Annotated in this window: 19 protein-coding genes; 10 read left to right on the forward strand and 9 right to left on the reverse strand. The window is 65.2% G+C overall.

Annotated elements, in window-relative coordinates; all coding sequences use genetic code 11:
- Positions 1 to 57 precede the first annotated feature (57 nt).
- The 4 genes from L0D17_RS11070 to L0D17_RS11085 all read left to right on the forward strand — a co-directional run bounded on the left by L0D17_RS11070 (position 58) and on the right by L0D17_RS11085 (position 4,788).
- Positions 58 to 1,377 (forward strand): multicopper oxidase domain-containing protein, encoded by a 1,320-nt coding sequence (locus L0D17_RS11070; protein ID WP_243095322.1) that lies wholly within the window; start codon positions 58 to 60, stop codon positions 1,375 to 1,377.
- A 160-nt stretch (positions 1,378 to 1,537) separates the two neighbouring features.
- Positions 1,538 to 3,148: a nitrite reductase gene (locus L0D17_RS11075; RefSeq protein ID WP_243095323.1), complete on the forward strand. Its 1,611-nt coding sequence runs from the start codon at positions 1,538 to 1,540 to the stop codon at positions 3,146 to 3,148.
- A 78-nt stretch (positions 3,149 to 3,226) separates the two neighbouring features.
- The gene (locus L0D17_RS11080) at positions 3,227 to 4,366 is read left to right on the forward strand and encodes a TIGR04053 family radical SAM/SPASM domain-containing protein (RefSeq protein ID WP_243095325.1); all 1,140 of its coding nucleotides are present in this window, start codon (positions 3,227 to 3,229) and stop codon (positions 4,364 to 4,366) included.
- Positions 4,363 to 4,788 (forward strand): c-type cytochrome, encoded by a 426-nt coding sequence (locus tag L0D17_RS11085; RefSeq protein ID WP_243095327.1) that lies wholly within the window; start codon positions 4,363 to 4,365, stop codon positions 4,786 to 4,788. The genes L0D17_RS11080 and L0D17_RS11085 overlap by 4 nt, the downstream gene beginning before the upstream one ends.
- A gap of 8 nt (positions 4,789 to 4,796) precedes the next feature.
- On the opposite strand, the gene L0D17_RS11090 is transcribed toward L0D17_RS11085, so the two are convergent.
- The 4 genes from L0D17_RS11090 to L0D17_RS11105 form a co-directional block, all read right to left on the reverse strand.
- Positions 4,797 to 5,342, reverse strand: coding sequence for a MarR family winged helix-turn-helix transcriptional regulator (locus L0D17_RS11090; protein WP_243095334.1), 546 nt, complete (start codon positions 5,340 to 5,342; stop codon positions 4,797 to 4,799).
- 9 nt (positions 5,343 to 5,351) lie between these two features.
- A complete protein-coding gene (locus tag L0D17_RS11095) occupies positions 5,352 to 5,834 on the reverse strand; it encodes a cytochrome P460 family protein (protein ID WP_039456315.1) in 483 nt (160 codons plus the stop codon).
- A 64-nt stretch (positions 5,835 to 5,898) separates the two neighbouring features.
- A complete protein-coding gene (locus tag L0D17_RS11100) occupies positions 5,899 to 6,243 on the reverse strand; it encodes a DUF488 domain-containing protein (protein ID WP_243095336.1) in 345 nt (114 codons plus the stop codon).
- A complete protein-coding gene (locus L0D17_RS11105) occupies positions 6,234 to 6,623 on the reverse strand; it encodes a hypothetical protein (RefSeq protein WP_243095338.1) in 390 nt (129 codons plus the stop codon). Before L0D17_RS11105 ends, L0D17_RS11100 begins: the two co-directional genes overlap by 10 nt.
- 125 nt (positions 6,624 to 6,748) lie before the next feature.
- Between L0D17_RS11105 and L0D17_RS11110 the strand changes: the two genes are divergently transcribed.
- Positions 6,749 to 7,018 carry an indolepyruvate ferredoxin oxidoreductase subunit alpha gene (locus L0D17_RS11110; RefSeq protein WP_243095339.1) on the forward strand — a complete coding sequence of 90 codons (270 nt, stop codon included), beginning with the start codon at positions 6,749 to 6,751 and terminating at the stop codon, positions 7,016 to 7,018.
- Here the strand turns inward: L0D17_RS11110 and L0D17_RS11115 are convergent.
- The 5 genes from L0D17_RS11115 to L0D17_RS11135 form a co-directional block, all read right to left on the reverse strand.
- On the reverse strand, positions 7,015 to 7,230 hold the full coding sequence (locus L0D17_RS11115) for a hypothetical protein (RefSeq protein ID WP_243095340.1): 216 nt from the start codon (positions 7,228 to 7,230) through the stop codon (positions 7,015 to 7,017). The two genes, L0D17_RS11110 and L0D17_RS11115, sit on opposite strands and share 4 nt — an antisense overlap.
- Complete coding sequence (gene feoB, locus L0D17_RS11120) at positions 7,227 to 9,305, reverse strand: ferrous iron transport protein B (protein ID WP_243095342.1); 2,079 nt, start codon at positions 9,303 to 9,305, stop codon at positions 7,227 to 7,229. Before feoB ends, L0D17_RS11115 begins: the two co-directional genes overlap by 4 nt.
- Positions 9,302 to 9,529 (reverse strand): FeoA family protein, encoded by a 228-nt coding sequence (locus L0D17_RS11125; protein ID WP_243095344.1) that lies wholly within the window; start codon positions 9,527 to 9,529, stop codon positions 9,302 to 9,304. The genes feoB and L0D17_RS11125 overlap by 4 nt, the downstream gene beginning before the upstream one ends.
- A gap of 92 nt (positions 9,530 to 9,621) precedes the next feature.
- On the reverse strand, positions 9,622 to 10,275 hold the full coding sequence (locus L0D17_RS11130) for a Crp/Fnr family transcriptional regulator (protein WP_243095346.1): 654 nt from the start codon (positions 10,273 to 10,275) through the stop codon (positions 9,622 to 9,624).
- Between the two features lie 3 nt (positions 10,276 to 10,278).
- Positions 10,279 to 12,075 (reverse strand): AfsR/SARP family transcriptional regulator, encoded by a 1,797-nt coding sequence (locus L0D17_RS11135; protein WP_243095348.1) that lies wholly within the window; start codon positions 12,073 to 12,075, stop codon positions 10,279 to 10,281.
- Positions 12,076 to 12,170: 95 nt separating this feature from the next.
- On the opposite strand from L0D17_RS11135, the gene L0D17_RS11140 reads away from it, so the two are divergent.
- The 5 genes from L0D17_RS11140 to narI all read left to right on the forward strand — a co-directional run.
- The gene (locus L0D17_RS11140; RefSeq protein WP_243095350.1) at positions 12,171 to 12,962 is read left to right on the forward strand and encodes a c-type cytochrome; all 792 of its coding nucleotides are present in this window, start codon (positions 12,171 to 12,173) and stop codon (positions 12,960 to 12,962) included.
- A 2-nt stretch (positions 12,963 to 12,964) separates the two neighbouring features.
- Positions 12,965 to 16,555 carry a nitrate reductase subunit alpha gene (locus L0D17_RS11145; RefSeq protein WP_243095351.1) on the forward strand — a complete coding sequence of 1,197 codons (3,591 nt, stop codon included), beginning with the start codon at positions 12,965 to 12,967 and terminating at the stop codon, positions 16,553 to 16,555.
- A 12-nt stretch (positions 16,556 to 16,567) separates the two neighbouring features.
- Entirely contained in the window at positions 16,568 to 18,103 is a 1,536-nt protein-coding gene (gene narH, locus L0D17_RS11150) for a nitrate reductase subunit beta (protein WP_071676457.1), read from the forward strand.
- Positions 18,104 to 18,112: 9 nt separating this feature from the next.
- Entirely contained in the window at positions 18,113 to 18,625 is a 513-nt protein-coding gene (locus L0D17_RS11155; protein WP_243095352.1) for a nitrate reductase molybdenum cofactor assembly chaperone, read from the forward strand.
- A gap of 3 nt (positions 18,626 to 18,628) precedes the next feature.
- The coding region (narI, locus tag L0D17_RS11160) for a respiratory nitrate reductase subunit gamma (RefSeq protein ID WP_243095353.1) at positions 18,629 to 19,300 on the forward strand (672 nt) is incomplete at its 3' end.

Raw genomic sequence — 19,300 nt, forward strand, 5'->3', positions numbered from 1 at the left:
GAGCGGTATGCCCCCCGTACACAGACTCTTACACATAACTCTTGACACGACCTGGGGGTGCCGGCCCTAGCGGCGGTCAAGCGCTTTGAGCTTACGGCGCAAAGCAGCGTCTTCCCCGTGGACGAGGGGGTTTACGTAAAGGGGTTCTCCTTTGACGGCACGAGCCCGGGGCCCATGCTGGTGGTGGAGGAAGGCGACACGGTGGAGATCGTTCTGAGGAACGCGGATAGCGTAACCCACGGACTATCTATCCACGCGGCCAACACCCAGACGTCCAAGTTCCTGGGCAACGTCCAGCCGGGGGAGGAGCGGGTCTTCCGTTTCACCGCCGACTTCCCGGGCGTCTTCATGTACCACTGCGCCCCCGGGGGGCATGGGATTATGGCCCATACCATGGGCGGACAGCACGGCATGATCGTGGTGGAGCCGAAAAAGAAGTACCGCCTCGAGGCTGAGCTTAAGCGCCCGCCCGACCTCAAGCTCTACATCGTCCAGAGCGAGTGGTACGCTTCGGGGAGGGACTTCTTTGATGGCAAAGCCACCTACGTGGTCTTCAACGGATACAACTTCCGTTACGTCAATGAGCCCATTCCCGTGCGGCCGGGCGACTACGTGCGCATCTACTTCCTTAACGCCGGTCCCAGCCTCACCAGCACCTTCCACGTGGTGGGGGGCATTTGGGAGTACATCTACTACCAGGGAAACCCGGACAACGTCATGAAAGGCAGCCAGACCGTGTTGGCAGGCCCTTCGGACTCCTGGGTTATTGAGTGGCGGGTGCCCCCGGTGGAAGGGGACTACGCCCTGGTAACCCACGTGTTCAATACCGCCATTAAGGGAGCCTTGGGGGTACTTCGGGCCAAGAAGGACGCTCCTCGGATAGGTGAGGTACGGGCGGAAGGACCCAAGGCTCTCACCGCCATCCCTGCGGACGCTAAGCGAGTGCTGGACCCCTATGGCCTGGGAACGCCTGACCACGAGCACACGGTGCGCGTGCCCCTGGACCCCGCCTTGGCCCAGCCCGTGGCGGTGGGCGCCAAGGCCCTGGAGCCCTTGCCTGTCCGGGTGCAGATGGTGGGCAACTCCTTCTATCCCAAGATCCTGGAAATCCCTGTGGGTACCACGGTGGAGTTCGTCAACGAGGACGTCTTTGACCTCTTGGAGGGGGAACGCACGGGACGGCACGACGCCGTGGTGATCAACGTTCAAGGGCCCGAGCCCTTTGTTACCCCCAAGCTGGGTCATGGGGAGCGGTACCGCATCACCTTCACCCAGCCCGGGGAGTACACCTACATCTGCAGCATCCACCCCTACATGAAGGGCGTGATTCGGGTGTACGCCCCCAACGAGCAAATAGCCCACTCTCCCACGCACTAAAGCTCAGGTAAGGTCCCCGGAGGGCCCCTCCGGGGACCTATGCTTGCTGCAAGACTCGCCCCCAGCAAACGGCGTGAAGTGAGGATGGGCATAGGGACATTTGACTTAGGACATCCGTACTAGTCGGACATTGCTATCCTAGTTTGCGGGGGTGTCCAACATGAAAAGGGCACTGGGTTTTTGGGGTGCGGTATTGGTGGCGGCTTTGGCCCTGGGTCAGGCTCCAGGAGCCTTGGGTCCGGCGGAGCGGGAGCGGGCTTCCCAAATCTATTTTGACCGCTGCGCCGGCTGCCATGGTGTATTGCGCAAGGGGGCCACAGGGCCTTCCCTGGAGCCTAAGAAGATGGCCGAGCGGGGGATAGAGTACCTAAAGGCGGTGATCTTCGGAGGGCTTCCTGGGGGAATGCCCGATTGGGGACGCCAGGGCATTTTGAGCGACAAGGAGACCGAGCTCATGGCTCGGTTTCTTCTGGAGGAGCCCCCAGCCCCTCCGATTCCGAGCTTTGAGGAGATCAAGAAGACCTGGAAGGTTTATGTTCCCCCAGAGAAGCGGCCTGCCAAGCCCCTGCACAACCGCAACTGGCAGAACTTCTTCGGCCAGGTGCTTAGGGATACAGGCCAGGTGGCGATCCTGGATGGGGACAAGAAGGAACTGGTGACCATTGTGCCCACGGGGTTCGCCACCCACATCCTGCGCTCCTCCGCCACCGGGCGGTACTTCATGGCCATCGGCCGCGATGGCAAGGCAAGCCTCATTGACCTCTGGATGAACCCACCCCAGGTGGTGGCGGAGTCCAAGCCGTGCGTGGACGCCCGCTCCATTGAGTCCAGCAAGTTCAAGGGCTATGAGGACAAGTACGCCGTGGTGGGGTGCTACTGGCCGCCCACCATGGTGGTTTTGGATGGGTTGACCCTGGAGCCTCTGAAGATGGTCTCCACCATGTCCTACGCCAAGGGGGCGGGGGAGTTTGTCCAGGAAGCCCGGGTGGCGGCCATCGTGGCCAGCCAATACAACCCTGAGTGGATCGTCAACCTGAAGGAGTCTGGCCAGACCTGGTTGGTGGACTACTCCCAGCTCCATAAGCCAGGCCGTCCTCTGCCCATCACCATGATTGACACCGAGCGTTTCCTTCACGATGGTGGTTGGGCCCTGAAGCGCTACTTCATCGTGGCCGCCAACGCCGTGAACAAGCTCATCGTGATTGACACCAAGACCCGGGAGTTTGTGGCGGAGGTGGAGGCGGGGGTGAGACCCCACCCGGGCCGGGGTTCCAACTGGACCCATCCCACCTTCGGGCCCGTGTGGGCCACGGGCAACATCGGCAGTCCCGAGGTGACGGTGGTGGGGGTGGATCCGGAGAAACACCCCCAGTATGCCTGGAAGGTGGTGAAGCGGATCCAGCTTCCTTACACGGGTACCCTCTTCATCAAGACCCATCCCAATAGCCCTTGGGTGATCGTGGACTTTCCCATGAGCCCAAGCCCCCAGGCTGCGGCCAGCCTATGCGCGATAGATAAGCGCAAGCTGGAGGTCACGAAGTGCTGGGAGGTGCCTGGGGCCCAGGAGCACAAGGCCCGCATGGTGCACCCGGAGTTCAATAAGGGAGGCACGGAGATCTGGGTTTCCGCCTGGGGGGCGAAGGACACGCCCACCTTCATCGTGGTCTACGATGCCTTGACCCTGAAGGAGAAGGCCCGGATCACCGGGGACTGGGTCCGCACCCCTACGGGCAAGTTCAACGTATACAACACCGCCTACGACATCTACTAGCGGGGTTGGGGGAGGGGCTTTCCCTCCCCCTTGACCCGGATCATGGACGTTGAGGACCCTTTTGCAAAGGCTAGAAGCATGGAACGCCCCGATTTTGCTCAATACCCTTACCTCGTCGCCTGGGAGGTGACGAACGCCTGCATGCTGGCTTGCCGGCACTGCCGGGCCTCGGCCCAGCCTCACCCGTTGCCGGGGGAGCTTTCCACGGAAGAAGGGCTGCGGCTGATAGAGGAGGTCGCCACTTACCGACCCAAACCCCTTTTGCTCCTCACGGGGGGTGATCCGTTGGCCCGGCCTGACCTCTTCTCCCTCATCGCTAGGGCCCGAGAGCTCGGGCTCAAGGTGGGCTTGACCCCCGCCGCCACCCCCCTGCTTACCCAGGAGATGGTTTTCCGGCTTCGGGAGGTGGGGGTTACCCGGCTGGCCCTTTCCCTGGACGGGGCGAGCCCGGAAAGCCACGATGCCTTCCGGGGGGAAAAGGGTACCTTCGCCCGGACTCTGGCGGCCTTGGACTGGGCCCGGGAAGCGGGGCTTCCCACGCAGGTGAACACCACGGTGACCCGGGATAACTGGCCGGAACTTAAGGCGATGCCCGAACTCTTGGCGGAAAAAGGTGTGGTCCTTTGGAGCCTCTTCTTCCTGGTCCCCGTGGGACGGGGAACGCTCCTCAAGCAGCTTTCCGCTAAGGAGTTTGAGGAGGTTCTCCACTGGCTTTACGAGGTTTCCAAGGTTTACCCCTTCCACGTCAAAACCACCGAGGCGCACCACTTCCGTCGGGTGGTTTTGCAAAGACGGGAGGCGGAAGGGGGAAAGGACCGGGCTTTGGCGGCCGGGGAAAGCCTGCACCGGGAGTATTTTCAAGACGGCATGGAACACTCCCGCCTGGGGGTCACGGACGGCAACGGCTTTGTTTTCGTGTCTGCCACCGGGCATGTGGCCCCTTCGGGGTTTTTGCCGGTGTATGCGGGTAACGTGCGTGAAAAGCCCCTTCTGGAGATTTACCGAGAAAGCCCGCTTTTCCGTCAACTCCGCGACAAAGACCTCCTGAAGGGGAAGTGCGGGGTTTGTGAGTCCCGCTACGTATGTGGAGGGAGCCGGGCCCGGGCCTGGGCGGAAACGGGGGACTACCTGGCTGCTGACCCCCGCTGCGCCTATGTGCCCCCGGCGTGGTTGGACCTGAAGGGCAAGCGCCCCCTTGCGGAAAGGAGAGGAGCATGAGGAACGGGTGGATGGTCTTGGCGTTGGGACTCTTGGGGATGGCCTTGGCCCAGGATGGGGGCAAGCTCTATGCCCAGTATTGCGCCGGGTGCCACCAGCCCACGGGGCAAGGGGTTCCGGGAGCTTTTCCGCCCCTGGCGGGATTGGATCCCTTATTCAAGGACCCTAAGGGGCGGGCCTATTTGGTGCAGGTGGTGGCCTTTGGCCTGCAAGGCCCTTTGAAGGTGGGTTCTTTTACCTATAACGGCCTGATGCCCTCCATGGGCCAGTTGAAGGATGAGGAGATCGCCCTTCTGCTCAATCACATAGGCGCCAGCTTCGGCAACCGCAACCCGCAACCCTTTACGCCCGCCGAGGTTCAAAGGGCTCGGGAAAAGCGTTTAACCCCGCAGGAGGTGCTCAAGGGCAGGCCTACCCGGTAGGGGCAACTTCAGGCGGGGGCGTGGTCCGGACAGGCGAGGCGGAGGTCTTCTGGGGCCAGCGTTAGCTGGAGGAGGGCGCAGCGGAGCCCTTCATCCACCCGGAGGTGCCGGCAGGTGAGACACATGCCCGTATCGGCCATGACACCTTGGCGCACTAGGCCCTCGAGGAGCCGCATGAGGGGAAGGAGGAGGGCCTTATGCTCCACCCCTCTTAGCACCTTTCGCATGGGGTCCAGGTAATCCCCCAGGGCCTCCGCCAGGCGCCTTCCCTCGGCGGTGGGGGTGAGGTGGAAGCGCCGCTTGTCCGTGGGGTCCTTTTCCCGCGCCAAAAGCCCCTTCCGCTCCAGGGCGCTCAGGGCCTCGCTCACCGTGGCCGGTGTGAGGGCGAGGAAGTGGGCCAGGTCCACCACCCCTTGGGGCCTTGCCGAAAGGTGGAGGAGGAGCTGGGCCTGGGTGGCGGAAAGGCCCAGGCGGTGGGCCTTTTGCGTGAGGAGGGCCCTTTCCGCCTGGGCCAGGCGCTCTAGGAGGAAGAGGAGCTTTTCCTCGGCGTCCACCCCCTTAGCTTAGGGCCGGAAGGCGCTGAAGACGTAGTCGGTGTTGGCCGCTCCCTGGTGGCAGGCATGGCAAGCCTTGGGGTCAATGGCCAGGGGCTTCTTGTCGGGGCCGAAGGCGTAGTAGCCCCAGCCGCCCGTTTCCGGGTAGCGCCCGGGGTCTTTGACCATGACGCCGATGAGCTTCCGCGGGCCTTCCACGAGGGCGTTTCCTTCGGTCTTGGCCTCGAGGAGGTCAAAGACGATGACCGTGCCCTTGGGGAAGGCGGCCTTCTTGCCTTCCAGGTAGGTGGGAAGCCCCGTGGGGTTCACGTAGATGTGGTGCAGGCCGCCGAAGCTCTCGTAGAGGGGATGGCCCGGCCTGAGCTCCATACTCTTCACGTGGGGCCAAAGCCGGAAGCCCTCAGGGTAAGGAATGCCTTCTTGCCCAAAAGATAGGAGAAGCGCCAGCAGGACTAGCAAAATCCCCGCTTTCCCGGTTCCCGACCTCGCCATAGCCACCTCCTTAGGACTCCTAAATAATACCGCCCCTATAATCCTCTTGTCAAGCCTAAAGGGGTTAGCGGGTTTCTAGGATCTCCTTCAGGGCCCAGGCGTTGTTGTATCGCCTTTCCTTGGCGGCATAGAGGAGGGTAACGCGTCCTTCCCGGGCTAAACCCTTGAGCTTTTCCAGGTCGGGGTTCTCCTGCAATTCCTTTCGGTAGCGGGCAAGGAACTCGGGGTACTTGGCTGGATCGTGGCTGAACCAACGGCGCAGGGCCTCGGAAGGGGCAAGCCCCTTGGCCCACCAGTCCACCCGGGCTTTCTCCTTGGAAAGCCCTCGAGGCCAAAGCCGGTCCACCAGAACCCGCAGGCCGTCCTCGAGGGAGGGAGGATCGTAGACCCGCTTCACCCTCAGATCCATTCTGCCTCCGGCAGGACGCACTCCGGGCACTGGGTCTCCACGAACCGAAGCCAGTCCAATACCTCCTCGGCGTCCCGCACGGGGCCCAGGTGGTAGACCTCCAGGTGGGCGTCCGTTACCAGGGCGCCCCCCGGCGGGATGGCCGCAAGCAGGGTCCCCTTTGGATCCAGGAGGAGAGGCAGGGGGCTTGGGATGGGCTTTTGCGCCAGGAGATAAGCTTGGGCGTTTACCGCCTGGAGGTCGGCGCGCCTGCGGGCCAGGGCCCGGGCCAGCGCCAGGTCCCGCACCAGGGCCAAGGGCTTTCCCTTGAGGTCGGGCAGGTAGACCTTGGCCCCTTCCGGGGTGCGGAGGGAAAGAGGAGGCAAGGGTTGCCGTAACACCCTTCAAGTTTAGGCGGAAGGCCGGGAGCGGGCCTTGACCCGGGGCACAAAGGGGCCCCTGGGCCTTGACCTGCATCATGGACCGCCAAGGGCCGATCCCCCAAAGTGGACCTTGGAGGTGAGCCATGCCCCACGTGATCTGCGAGCCTTGTATCGGCGTTAAGGACCGCTCCTGCCAGGAAGTCTGCCCTGTGGAGTGCATTTACGACGCCGGGGAGCAGCTCTACATCCACCCGGACGAGTGCATTGACTGCGGGGCCTGCGTACCCGCCTGCCCGGTGAGCGCCATCTACCCTGAGGAGGACGTGCCGGAAAAGTGGCGGGACTACATAGAGAAAAACCGCTACTGGGCCATGACCCTTCCCAACGTGCACGTTTTGGAAAGGGAAGGCTAGGTGCGCACCCAGTAGAGCTCTCCTGGACCTTGGCACAGCCCCCGGAAGGCGCACGCCCCGCAGGCGGTGCCGCACGCCAGGGGCTTGGCGTAGCCGCGGCGGGCCAGCTGGCGCAAAAGGAGTTCGGCCCCTTCTCGGGTTAGCCCCAAGGCCCAGGCCAGCTCGGCGGCGGTCTTGGGCGTCTGGAGGAGGTCTAGGGCCTTTTGGGTCATGGGCGGAGGGGAAGGTGCCCGGCCAGGAAGGCCAGGGCGTAGGCCAGAAGGAGTTGGTAGGCCACGGCGAAGCTAGCCCAGCGTGCCCCCACCACCTGGCGCAAGGCGGCCAGGGTGGCCACGCAGGGGGTGTAGAGGAGGACGAAGACCAGGTAGGCCAGGGCCCCCATGGGGGCCACGGCTCCCTTCAGGGCGGCCTGCAAGGGGGTGGGTTCCGGGGCCAAGGAAAAGCTTGCCGGGGCGAAGAGGGAAAGGAGCCCCTCTAGGGTGCCCCAAAGGGCCTGGAAAAGCGCATCCAAGAGGGTGCGGAGGCCCTCGAGGAGGCCCACGGGCGCCACGCCTTCCCCGCCCAAGAAGCTCACCCCCAAGGCTCCCACCACCACTTCCTTGGCCACGAAGCCCGGGATCAGGGCCCCCACGAGCCGCCAGTCCCCCACCCCCAGGGGTTCAAAGAGGGGGGTAAGCCTTTGGGCCAAAAGGGCGTAGGGGCTCGTGCTCCCCAAGGGCAGGTGAAGGAGGGCCCAGATGAGGAGAACCGCCACCAGGATGGGCCCCCCAGCGCCCCGCACGAAACTACCCGTGCGGGCCAAAGAAAGGCGAAGGAGGAGCTTTAGGGGGGGGAAGCGGTAGGGGGGAAGTTCCATGGCCCCTTCGCCCCGCCCGGCCCGGAGGAAGCGCCCGAGGAGCAAGGCGGTGACGAGGCCCACCAGTAGGCCCAAGAGGTAAAGCCCAAGGACCACAAAAGGCGCGTTCTTGGGGAAGAAGACAAAGGCGAACAGGGTGAAGACGGGAAGCCGGGCCCCGCAGGCCAGAAAGGGGATGGCCAGGGCCACCCGCAGGCGGTCCAAGGGGTGGGAAAGGGCCCGGGTGGCGTAAACGGCGGGCACGTTGCAGCCAAACCCCAACACCAGGGGGATGAAGGCCTTGCCGGGAAGGCCTGCCCACCGCATCACCCGGTCGGCCACGAAGGCCATACGGGCGAGGAACCCCGAGGTTTCCAAAAAGGCCAGGGCCAGATAGAGGAGGAAAAGGACCGGGGTGAAGGCCAGCACCGTGCCCACCCCCGCCACCACCCCCTCCGCCAAGAAGGAGCGGAGTATAGGCGGCAGGGGCGAGGCGGCCACCCACCCCGCCAGCACCTCCTGCACCCGGCCAATCAGGTCCACCCAGGGGCTGGAGAGGGCGAAGGTGAAGCGGAAGGCCAAGAAAAGGGTCAGGAGGAAGAGGGGTAGGCCCAAAAGGGGATGGAGTACCAAGCGGTCCAGGCGCTCGGTGAGGGAGGAGGGGGTGCCTTGGCGCCGCACCGCCTTTTCGTACACCTCCTTGGCCTTCTGGTAGCGCCCCTCCAGGGCCAAAAGGTAGGGGTCGTGCCCCTTCAGGAGGAGCTTTGCCCGCTCCTCCTGGGCGGCCGCCAGGAGGGGTTCGGGTAAGGGCACCCCTTCCCCCAAAAGGGCGAGAAGGGCGAGCCCGCGGTTGGGGAAGGAGGGCTCCAGGGCGGCCAAGGCCGCCTCGAGGGGGGCGGGGTAGCGCACGGGGGGGTGCGGCGTGCCGGCCCCCAAGGCCGCCTCCAAAACCCCTTCCACCTCGCCCCGGGCGGCCACGGCCCCGGCCACGGGCAGGCCCAGGGCCTGGGCCAAGGCCTCCAGGTCCACCCGAAGCCCCTTGGCCTCGGCCTCGTCCAGGAGGTTCACCACCAAGGCCATGGGCAGGCCGAGCTCCATGAGCTCCAGCGTGAGGACCAGGTTGCGCTCCAGGTTCCCCGCATCCACCACGTTCAGGATCCGGTCCGGGGGGTTTTGTAGGAGTTCCGTTAGGACGAGGGCTTCTTCCGGGGAGGTGGGGAGGAGGCTATAGGTGCCGGGCAGGTCCACGAGTTCCACCCGGGCCTCTCCCAGGGATAGGTGGGCGGAAAGGCGCTCTAAGGTGGTCCCGGACCAGTTGCCCACCTCGAGGCCCGCCCCCGCCAAGGCGTTGATGAGGGAGGACTTCCCGGTGTTGGGGTTGCCCACCAAGGCCCAGCGCTCCTCCGCCTTCAAAACCAAGGACGCCTGGGGTGCGCACCGGGGGCAGCTCATGCTTCGTCCAGGGCTTCCACCATAACCGCCTGCGCCTCTTCCTTCCTCAGGAGCAAGAAGGTTTCCCCCGCCCGTACCTCCAAGGGGTCGCCGAGGGGAGCCTGGAGCAAGACCTCCACCGTGGCGCCGGGGCGAAGGCCCAAGGCCAAAAGCCGGCGGCGCTCCGGCGCCACCTGGAGCACGCGGGCGCGTCGGCCAGGGGAGAGGGCGGAGAGGGGATACATAAGGGCACCTCCTGCCTCTGAGGCTACGATGGGCTGACGGGAAAAGTCAAGCATTCCGCTCGGATTACCTGATTTAGAAGCGATAATCGTTCTCACAAAATCCCCTCCTCCAAAGCCGTGGGGTTGGGGATTTCCACCCTTCGGCCGGAAAGCCGGATGAGTCCCCGCCGGTAAAGCTCCCCCAGGTTGCGGGAAACCGCCTCGGGCACCGTGCCCAACAGGGCGGCCAGCTCGGGGTTGGTGGGAAGGCGGAAGCCCTGCCCTTCCTCCCTTAGCCTCTCCAGAAGGAACTCGCAAAGCCTCTCCCGCACCTCGTGGAAGACCAGGCGGTCCAGGAGGTGGAGGAGCTGGCCTTGCCGGCGGGCCAGGTAGCGGATCAGGGCCCGGGCCAGGGGGGGTCTTTCCTCCACCAGGCGGAAGAAGGCTTCCTTGGGAATGGCCAGGACCTGGCTTTCCTCCAAGGCCTCGGCGCTGGCGGGGTAGGTGGGCCGCTCCAGGAAGAGGGCCACCTCCGCCAGGACCCGGCCTGGCCCCTCCACGTGGAGGACCACCTGCTTCCTTCCCTCGGGGTCTAGCTTGTAGACCTTGATGAGCCCCTTTTGCACCACGAAGAGGGCCCGGACGGGCTCCCCCTCTAAAAAGAGCACCTCCCCCTTTCGCAGGGGGCGGGGCCGGGCTTCCCGGGCCAAGGCTTCCAGGTCCTTGGGGTCCAGCTCGCGGAAGAGAGGTACTTGGGCCAGGTCCACGCTTCACCCCCTTAGGGCCTCGAGGCGCCTTTTGGCTTCCTGCAGGAAGGGCTCCAGCTTTAAGGCGCGGGCGTACGCCTCCTTGGCCACCTCCTTGTAGCCCAGGGCCTCGGCCAGGTCCCCCAGGCGCAGCAGGCCGGAAAGGGCCCTTTCCTGGAGGTAGGTCCGTTCCGCCTCCGCCCACTCCCCGTAGGGGTCGTCGCCGAAGAGGGGGCCTTTGTAAAGCTCCAGGGCCTGGCGGAGGGTTTTGAAGGCGGAAAGCCCCTCCTCTAGGTCCGCTTTGCGCATGAGCTCCTCAAAGCGCTCAAAGTCCAGGAAGCGCCGCTCCGGAAGGCGCAGGCGGTAGTACTCCCCTTCCCGCTCCACGATGCCGGGCAGGGCCTTGCGCAGGTGGTAAACCAGGGCGTACACCTCTTGCCGGGCCCGCTCGGGTTCCAACTCGGGGAAGAAGGCCTCGGCCAGGTCGTCCGTATAGAGGGCCCGGTCCTTGTTGGCCAGGAGGAACTTGAACAGGCGGTAAGCCCCGCTGCGGCCAAAGTCCTTGGGGGAGAGCTCCTTGCCCCGGAAGCGGAGGCGGAAGCCCCCCAGGGCGTAGACCTCGAGGTCCAGCTCCCGCGCCTCGCTTTGGGGAAAGAGGAGGGGAACGGCGAGCCGGGAGAACCAGAGGGCGGGGGCGGCGGGGCCGGTGGGGGGTTTGGGCGCACGGGCGTGGAACAAGGTGCCCACGGCCGCCACCTGCCCCTTGGCCCAAAGGGGCAGGCAGATCCTGGGCCTCCCTTCCGCTTCGGGGCATTGGGGTAGGCCGTTTTTCAGGCCCACCACCTCCCCCCGCCAGGCGGGGCAGTCCTGCATGGCGCACGGGGGCACGAGCCCCAGCTCCATCCGCTCCCCGGCTGGGGTCACCAGCCTCACCCCGGTGGCCTGGGCCAGGCGTTTGAGCCCCTGGAGGAAGGTCTGCCGGGCCTCGGAAACCTCCCCGCGGTGGAGCCGTTCCCCTAGGGCCAAAAGCCCCACCTCCCCCAGGCGGGTGAGGAGGGTGTAGAGGGTGCTGGCGAAAAGGGGGGCGATGCGGGAAAGGGCCTCGAGGGCCTCCTGGTGGTCCAGGCCTGGGTTCCGCGCTGCCAGGTTGAGCACGCCGATGAGGCCGTGGGGAAGCTCCAGGGGGTAGCAGATATAGGTCTGGTAGCCCAGCTGCTTCACCTTTTGCCGCAGGTACCGGGGGTCTTGCTGCAGGGCGTGGGTGAAGAGGGGCTCCCGACGCAGGGCCACGATGCCCGGGTACCCCTCGCCCAGGTGAAACCAGGGCTTCTCCAAAAACGCTTCCCGGTGGAGCCCCTCGTAGGCGGTGAGGATCAGGTGGTGCCCCTCGGGGTCGGCGAGGAAGAGCTCGGCGGCGTCCATGCCGAGCCCCTGGCGCAAGGTCCCCAGGAAGCGTTCCAGGGCGTCGGGGAAAGCTTCTGGGTGGCGCAGGAGGTGCTGGGTGAGCCGGGAAAGCTCCAGAAGCAGGTCCGGGGGCTCAGCCCGCTCGGGGTAGAGCTCCACCAGGTACCCGCCGTTTTCCCGGTAGCCCTGGCAGCGAAGCCGCTTCCCCTTGAGGAGAAAGGGGGTGCTGGCCCGGTAAGCGCCCCGCTTCAGCTCCCGTTGTACCGGGCAGCGGGCGCACAAGGGCCGGCCGAAGGGGTCTTGCCCCTGCACCAGCTCGGCGCAGGTCCCCTGACCTTCCAGGCCCAAGGAGGGGTCCGCCTCCAGGACCTCCGCCCACCCTTCAGCGGTGAGCCTGAGCCGGGCTAAGGGCCGCATCGCCTTCAGGGTAGGGCCCATCTCTTAGGACAGATGTCCCGGGCCGGGCAAGTGGCCGCCAGGCGGTGCCCCCACACTGAGGGCCGGAGGTGAGGATGAAGCGAAGGCTCTATCCCCTGGTCCTGGCCTTCCTCCTGGTCCCTGCCTGGGCCCAGGAGGGGAAGGCCCTTTACGGCCAGTTCTGCGCCAGCTGCCACGGGGCCGAGGCCCAGGGCATCCCTGGGGCCATCCCGCCCTTGGCCGGGAACCCCAGGGCCCAGGACGAAACGCACGTGGTCCAGGTGGTGCGCCAAGGGCTTTCCGGGCCCTTGGAGGTGGGGGGTGTCACCTACAACGGGGTGATGCCTCCCCTGCCGCAGGTTTCCGAGGCAGAGGCAAGGGCCATCGCCCAGTACCTGAAGAGCCTGGGCGGGGCCCCTGCCGAGGCGGCCCCCCCGGCGCCTAGGGTCCAAGGGGATGCCGCCTTGGGCCGGGCCCTTTACCTGGGGCAGAAGCCCTTGCGAAACGGCGGCGCTCCCTGCCAGGCCTGCCACACCGTGGCCGGGGTGGGTTTCTGGGGTGGGGGTTCCCTGGGCAAGGACCTCACGGACGCCGCCAAGCGGCTGGGCGGGGAGGCTGGGCTTTCCGCCCTGCTCACCAACCCCGCCTTCCCGGTAATGCGGGAGGCCTATAAGGGCAGGCCGCTTACCGAGACCGAGGCGGCAGCCTTGGCGGCGTTCTTGGTGCAGGTTTCGCAGGAAGCCCCGAGGCCCCCTTCCCTTTACCTGGGTCGCTTCTTGGTGGCGGGGGTATTCCTCTTGGGGCTCCTTTTGGTCTACCAGGCGGCGGTGTGGCAGCTCCGCCCCAAGAGCCTGGCGGAGCGCATCCGGAGCCAGCTTAGGAGGTGAGCATGAGGGACTGGATCAAGGAGATAGAAAACCCGGCGGAGAGGAAGTGGGAGGAGTTCTACCGCAACCGCTTCCAGCACGACAAAAGGGTGCGCACCACCCACGGGGTGAACTGCACCGGCTCCTGCTCCTGGGAGGTCTTCGTCAAGGACGGCATCGTCACCTGGGAACTCCAGGCCACGGACTACCCGAGCCTCGAGGCGGGCCTCCCCCCCTACGAGCCCCGGGGGTGCCAGCGGGGCATCAGCTTTAGCTGGTACCAGTACAGCCCTATCCGGGTGAAGTACCCCTACGCCCGCGGGGCCCTTTTGGACCTCTGGCGGGAGGCTAAGGCCAAGCACCCAGACCCCGTGGCTGCCTGGGAAGCCATCCAGAACGACCCCCACCGGCGCAAGCGCTACCAAAAGGCGAGGGGCAAGGGGGGTTTCCGCCGGGTGACCTGGGACGAGGCGCTGGAACTCATCGCCGCCGCAGTGGTTTCCACGGTGAAGCGTTACGGGCCTGACCGGGTCATCGGGTTTTCCCCCATCCCCGCCATGAGCCAGATTTCCTACGCCGCCGGAAGCCGCTTCCTCTCCCTCTTGGGCGGCGTGCCCATGAGCTTTTACGACTGGTATTGCGACCTGCCCAACGCCTCGCCGGAGATCTGGGGGGAGCAGACGGACGTCCACGAGTCCGCCGACTGGTACAACGCCCGCTTCATCGCCGTCATGGGCTCCAACCTCAACATGACCCGTACCCCGGACACCCACTTCATCGCCGAGGTGCGGCACGCCGGGGCTAAGCTCACCGTTTTCAGCCCCGACTTCTCCCAGGTTTCCAAGTACGCCGACTGGTGGATTCCCATAAACCCCGGTCAGGACGGTGCCTTCTGGATGGCGGTGAACCACGTCCTTCTAAAGGAGTTCTACGCCGATAAGGAGGTGCCCTACTTCCAAGACTACCTAAAGCGCTACACGGATAGCCCCTTCCTGGTGGAGATCAAGGACGGCCGTCCCGGGCGCTACCTCCGGGCGAACCGCCTTGCGGCGTACGCCGAGGAGGAAAACGGCGACTTCAAGCTCCTCATCTACGACGAGGCCAAGGGTCCCCGGATGCCCGGTGGGACCTTGGGTTTTCGCTGGCAGAAGGAAAAAGGCCAGTGGAACCTGAAGCTGGAAGACCCCAAAACCGGCGAACCCCTTAACCCCCGCTTGAGCCTCCTGGGGGTGGAGGATGCGGTGGTCCTGGTGGAGCTGGACGATTTCGCCTCTGACCGCAAGCTCAAGCGCGGGGTTCCCGTAAAGTACCTCACCACCAAGGAAGGGGAAAAGGTGGCGGTGGCCACGGTCTTTGACCTGCTCATGGCCCAGTTCGGGGTGGGCCGGGGTTTGCCCGGGGACTACCCGCAAAGCTACGAGGACGACCTGCCCTACACCCCGGCTTGGCAGGAGAAATGGACGGGGATCCACCGGGAAACCCTCCTCCGGTACGCCCGGGCCTGGGGGGAAAATGGCCTCAAGACCCAGGGGAAGAACCTCATCATCATCGGCGCGGGCATCAACCATTGGTACCACAACAACCTCATGTACCGCGCTGGGATCGTGGCCCTCATGCTCACGGGGAGCGTGGGCGTGAACGGGGGCGGCCTCGCCCACTACGTGGGTCAGGAGAAGCTCGCCAACCAGGCCAGCTGGGGCCCCATCGCCTTCGCCACCGACTGGGGTTACCCCCCTCGGCAACAGAACACGCCGAGCTTCCACTACGTCCACTCGGACCAGTGGCGCTACGAACGGGGCTTCTCCGCCTACGACAAGACGGCCCAGGGGCTTGCCGACCACACCGTAGACCACCAGGTGCGGGCCGTGCGCAAGGGGTGGCTTCCCTTCTTCCCGCAGTTCAACAAGAACCCCTTGGAGGTGGTGAAGGAGGCGGAGGCCAAAGGGGCCAAAACCGAGGCGGAGGTGGTCCAGTACGTGGTGGAAGCCCTGAAGCGGGGTGAGCTTAAGTTCGCCGTGGAAGACCCGGATGCCCCGGAGAACTGGCCCAGGGTCTGGTTTATCTGGCGGGGGAACGCCATCGGCACCAGCGCCAAGGGGCACGAGTTCTTCCTGAAACACTACCTAGGTACCCACACCAACGCCATCGCCGAGGAGGTGGCGGAAGGGCACGTGGCGGAGGTGGTGTACCGCAAACCTGCCCCCGAGGGAAAGCTGGACCTGGTGGTGGACCTCAACTTCCGCATGGACACCAGCGCCCTTTATTCCGATCTCGTTCTCCCCGCCGCCACCTGGTACGAGAAGGACGACCTGAACACCACCGACCTCCATACCTTCATCAACCCCCTGCAGGCCGCCGTGCCCCCTTCCTGGGAGTCCAAGCCCGACTGGGAGATTTTCAAGGCCATCGCCAAAAAGGTCTCCGAGTTGTCCAAGGTCCACCTGCCCAAGCCCGTAAAGGACATCGTCATGATCCCCTTGCAGCACGACACCCCCGACGAGCTGGCCCAGCCTGAGGACCGGGACTGGAAGCGGGGTGAGGTGGAACCCATCCCCGGGAAAACCATGCCCAAGTTCCGGGTGGTGGAGCGCGACTACACCCAGCTCTACGAGAAGATGGTGACCCTCGGTCCTGCCGTGGAGAAGAACGGGGTGGGGATGCACGGGCTTTCCATCCCCGTGGAGGACTTCTACAAGGAGCTTGCCGAGCGCCAACCCCGGCTTTACCAAGGGGAGAAGCGGCCCAGCCTCGAGGAGCCTCGCCAGGTGGCGGAAGCCATCCTCTTCCTGGACCCGGTATCCAACGGGGAGCTCGCCTACCGGGCCTTCTTGGACGAGGAGAAGAAAACCGGGGTGAAGCTCACCGACCTGGCGGAGGGCAACCGCCACGTGCGCATCTCCTTCAAGGACCTGGTGGCCCAGCCCCGCCGCCAGCTCACCACGCCCACCTGGAGCGCCATCCTCAACCAAGGCCGGGCCTACAGCCCCTACACCCTGAACGTGGAGCGCCTCGTTCCCTGGCGCACCCTCACGGGGCGGCAGCACTTCTACCTGGACCACCCCAACTACCTGGCCTGGGGCGAACACCTGCCCACCTACAAGCCTCGCCCCGAGGTCCACATGCTCCAGGAAACGGAAAAAAGCGCCAAAGAGGCTCAAGGCAAGCTCATGAACTACATCACCCCCCACGGCAAGTGGTCCATCCACTCCACCTATTCCGAGAACCACCGCATGATGACGCTTTCCCGGGGCGGTTACCCCATCTGGCTCAACGATAAGGACGCTGCCGAGCTCGGCATCCAGGACAACGACTGGGTGGAGCTTTTCAACGACAACGGCGTTTTCGTCCAGCGGGCCATCGTTTCCGCCCGCATTCCCCGGGGCACGGTCTTCGTCTACCACGCCACGGAGCGCACGGTGGGCATTCCCAAGAGCCCGCTGAGGGGCCAACGGGCGGGGATGAACAACTCCATCACCCGCGCCCGCCTCAAGCCCGTGCTGATGTCGGGCGGCTACGCTCAGTTCACCTATGCCTTCAACTACTGGGGGCCTGTGGGGGTAAACCGGGACACCTGGGTCTTCGTGCGCAAGCTGGAGAAGCCCCCGGAGTGGTAAAGGAGGAAGCCCATGAAGGTTAGAGCCCACATGTCCATGCTCTTCCACCTGGACAAGTGCATCGGCTGCCACACCTGCTCCATCGCCTGCAAGAACCTGTGGACCGACCGCAAGGGCGCGGAGTACATGTGGTGGAACAACGTGGAAACGCGGCCTGGGGCTGGCTACCCCACGGGCTGGGAGGACCAGGAGCGCTTCAAGGGGGGGTGGGCGTACAAGGACGGCCATCTGGACCTTAGGCTCCACTCCCGCGCCCAGGGCCTTTTCCGCCTCTTCTTCAACCCCGCCCTGCCTTCCTTGGACGACTACTACGAACCCTACACCTTCCGCTATTCCGACCTTTTCACCGCTCCTGAAAGCGAGTACCAGCCCACGGCCATCCCCGTGTCCATGATCACCGGAGAGCCCATGACCCCGGAGGCGGGGCCCAACTGGGACGACGACCTGGGGGGAAGCCCTCTCTACGCCCAAAACGACCCCAACCTAAAGGCCCTAGACCCCGAGGTACGGGCGCAGCTTCAGGAGATTGAGGGGGTGGTCTTCCAGTACCTGCCCCGGATCTGCAACCACTGCCTGAACCCCGCCTGCGTGGCCGCTTGCCCCAGCGGAGCTATCTACAAGCGGGCCGAGGACGGCGTGGTCCTGGTCAACGAGAACAAGTGCAAGGCCTGGCGGATGTGCGTGGCCGCTTGCCCCTACAAGAAGGTCTACTACAACTGGGCCACGGGCAAGAGCGAGAAGTGCATCCTTTGCTTTCCCCGGCTGGAAACCGGCCAGGCCCCGGCCTGCGCCCACTCCTGCGTGGGGCGGATCCGCTACATGGGGGTCTTGCTTTACGATGCCGACCGCATCCCCGAGGCGGCCATGGTGCCGGACGAGGACCTGGTGGCCTCCCAGCTCTCCCTCATCCTGGATCCCTTTGACCCCGAGGTTATCGCCGCCGCACGGGACGAAGGGATAGACGAAGGCTGGATCAAGGCGGCCCAGAATTCGCCCATCTACAAGTTCGTCAAGGTATGGGGGCTCGCTTTGCCCCTCCACCCCGAGTACCGCACCCTGGCCATGATGTTCTACGTTCCCCCCCTCTCCCCGGTGGTGGCCACGGTGGAGAAGGCCCTGCGGGCGAGCCAGGGTAACGGGGGCCTGGTGCGGCTGGACCTGCCCGAAACCGACCTGGACTTTGAACTTTACGCCGGTTTGGAAAAGGCCCGCATGCCCGTGAAGTACCTGGCGAACCTCTTCGCCGCTGGGAACGAGGCCCTCATCCTTCCCATCCTCAAAAAGATGCTGGCGGTGCGCATCCTGAAGCGGCAGGAGAGCCTCGAGGGCCGCCCCACGGAAAAGGCCCTGAAGGTTTTGGCGGATGCGGGGCTTTCCCTAGAGGAGGCCGAGGCCATCTACCGCCTCACCACCTTGCCCACCTTGGAGGAGCGGTTCGTTCTGCCCCCTTACCACCGGGAGATGGCCGCCGAGGTGTGGAACGACCCCCTGGCCGCCAAGGGCGAGGTGGGCTTTGGCTACATCCAGCCGCCCGTGCGGGGGGAGTAGGAGGGAAGCATGCTGAACCCCACCCTGTTGGAAACCCTGGCCCTGGCCTTGGACTACCCGGTGCCGGGGCGGCTTGAGGAGCTTTGGCGCCGCTGGATCGCGTGCCCGAGAAGCCCAGCCAAGCAGCGGCTGGAGCGCTTCCTGCGCCAGGTGGAAGACCTTTCCCTGGGCGAGTGGGAGGAGCTCTATACCCGTACCCTGGACCTCACCCCCACCACCGCGCCCTATGTGGGCTACGCCGCCTACGGGGAAAGCTACCAGCGGGGCGAGCTTTTGGCCGCCTTAGTGCGGGCTTACCGGGAGCTCGGCCTGGACCCGGGGAGCGAGCTTCCCGACCACCTGGCCAACGTCCTCCGCTACCTGGCCCGGAGCCAGGCTCCCCTGCCGGAACTTTTGGAGATCCTGCCCAAGGCACTTTCCGAGATGCACCGCACCCTGAAGACCCTGGACGCCAAGAACCCCTACCTCCTGGTCCTCGAGGCCGTCCAGGAGGCCTTGCAGGGGGTCTTGTCGGGGAGGTGAAGGATGAGCTGGAACACCCTCCTTTTTGGCGTCTTTCCCTACATCGCCCTTACCCTGGCGGTGGCGGTCACCGCCTACCGCATGGTCTACCGGCCCTTTTCCGTTTCCGCCCAGTCCAGCCAGCTCCTGGAGCAAAAACGCCTCTTCTTCGGTTCCACCGCCATGCACTGGGGGCTGGTGATCGTCCTCCTGGGCCACCTCTTGGCCCTTCTGGTGCCCAAGGGGCTCCTCCTTTGGAACGCCGTGCCCCTGCGCCTTTACCTGCTGGAAATCACCGGGCTTGGCCTGGGGCTTTGGGCCCTTGCGGGCACCTACATCCTCCTTGCCCGCCGCATCGCCGTGGCCCGGGTGCGGGCGGCCTCCACCCCCATGGACTACCTGGTCTTGCTCCTGATCTTCCTCTCCGCCCTCACCGGGGTCCTCACTGCCCTTCTTTACCGCTACGGGAGCTACTGGTTCCCCGCGGTGATGACCCCTTACCTGTGGTCCGTCTTCACCCTCCAGCCTAGGCCGGAGCTCATTTTGGACCTGCCCTTTTGGACCAAGCTCCATGTGTTCAACTTCTGGCTCCTTTTGGCCCTCTTCCCCTTCTCCCGGCTGGTGCACATCATTACCGTGCCGGTCGTGTCAAGAGTTATGTGTAAGAGTCTGTGTACGGGGGGCATACCGCTCCTG

Origin of the sequence: Thermus thalpophilus (assembly GCF_022760915.1) — a bacterium.
In the GTDB taxonomy this organism is placed as follows: domain Bacteria; phylum Deinococcota; class Deinococci; order Deinococcales; family Thermaceae; genus Thermus; species Thermus thalpophilus.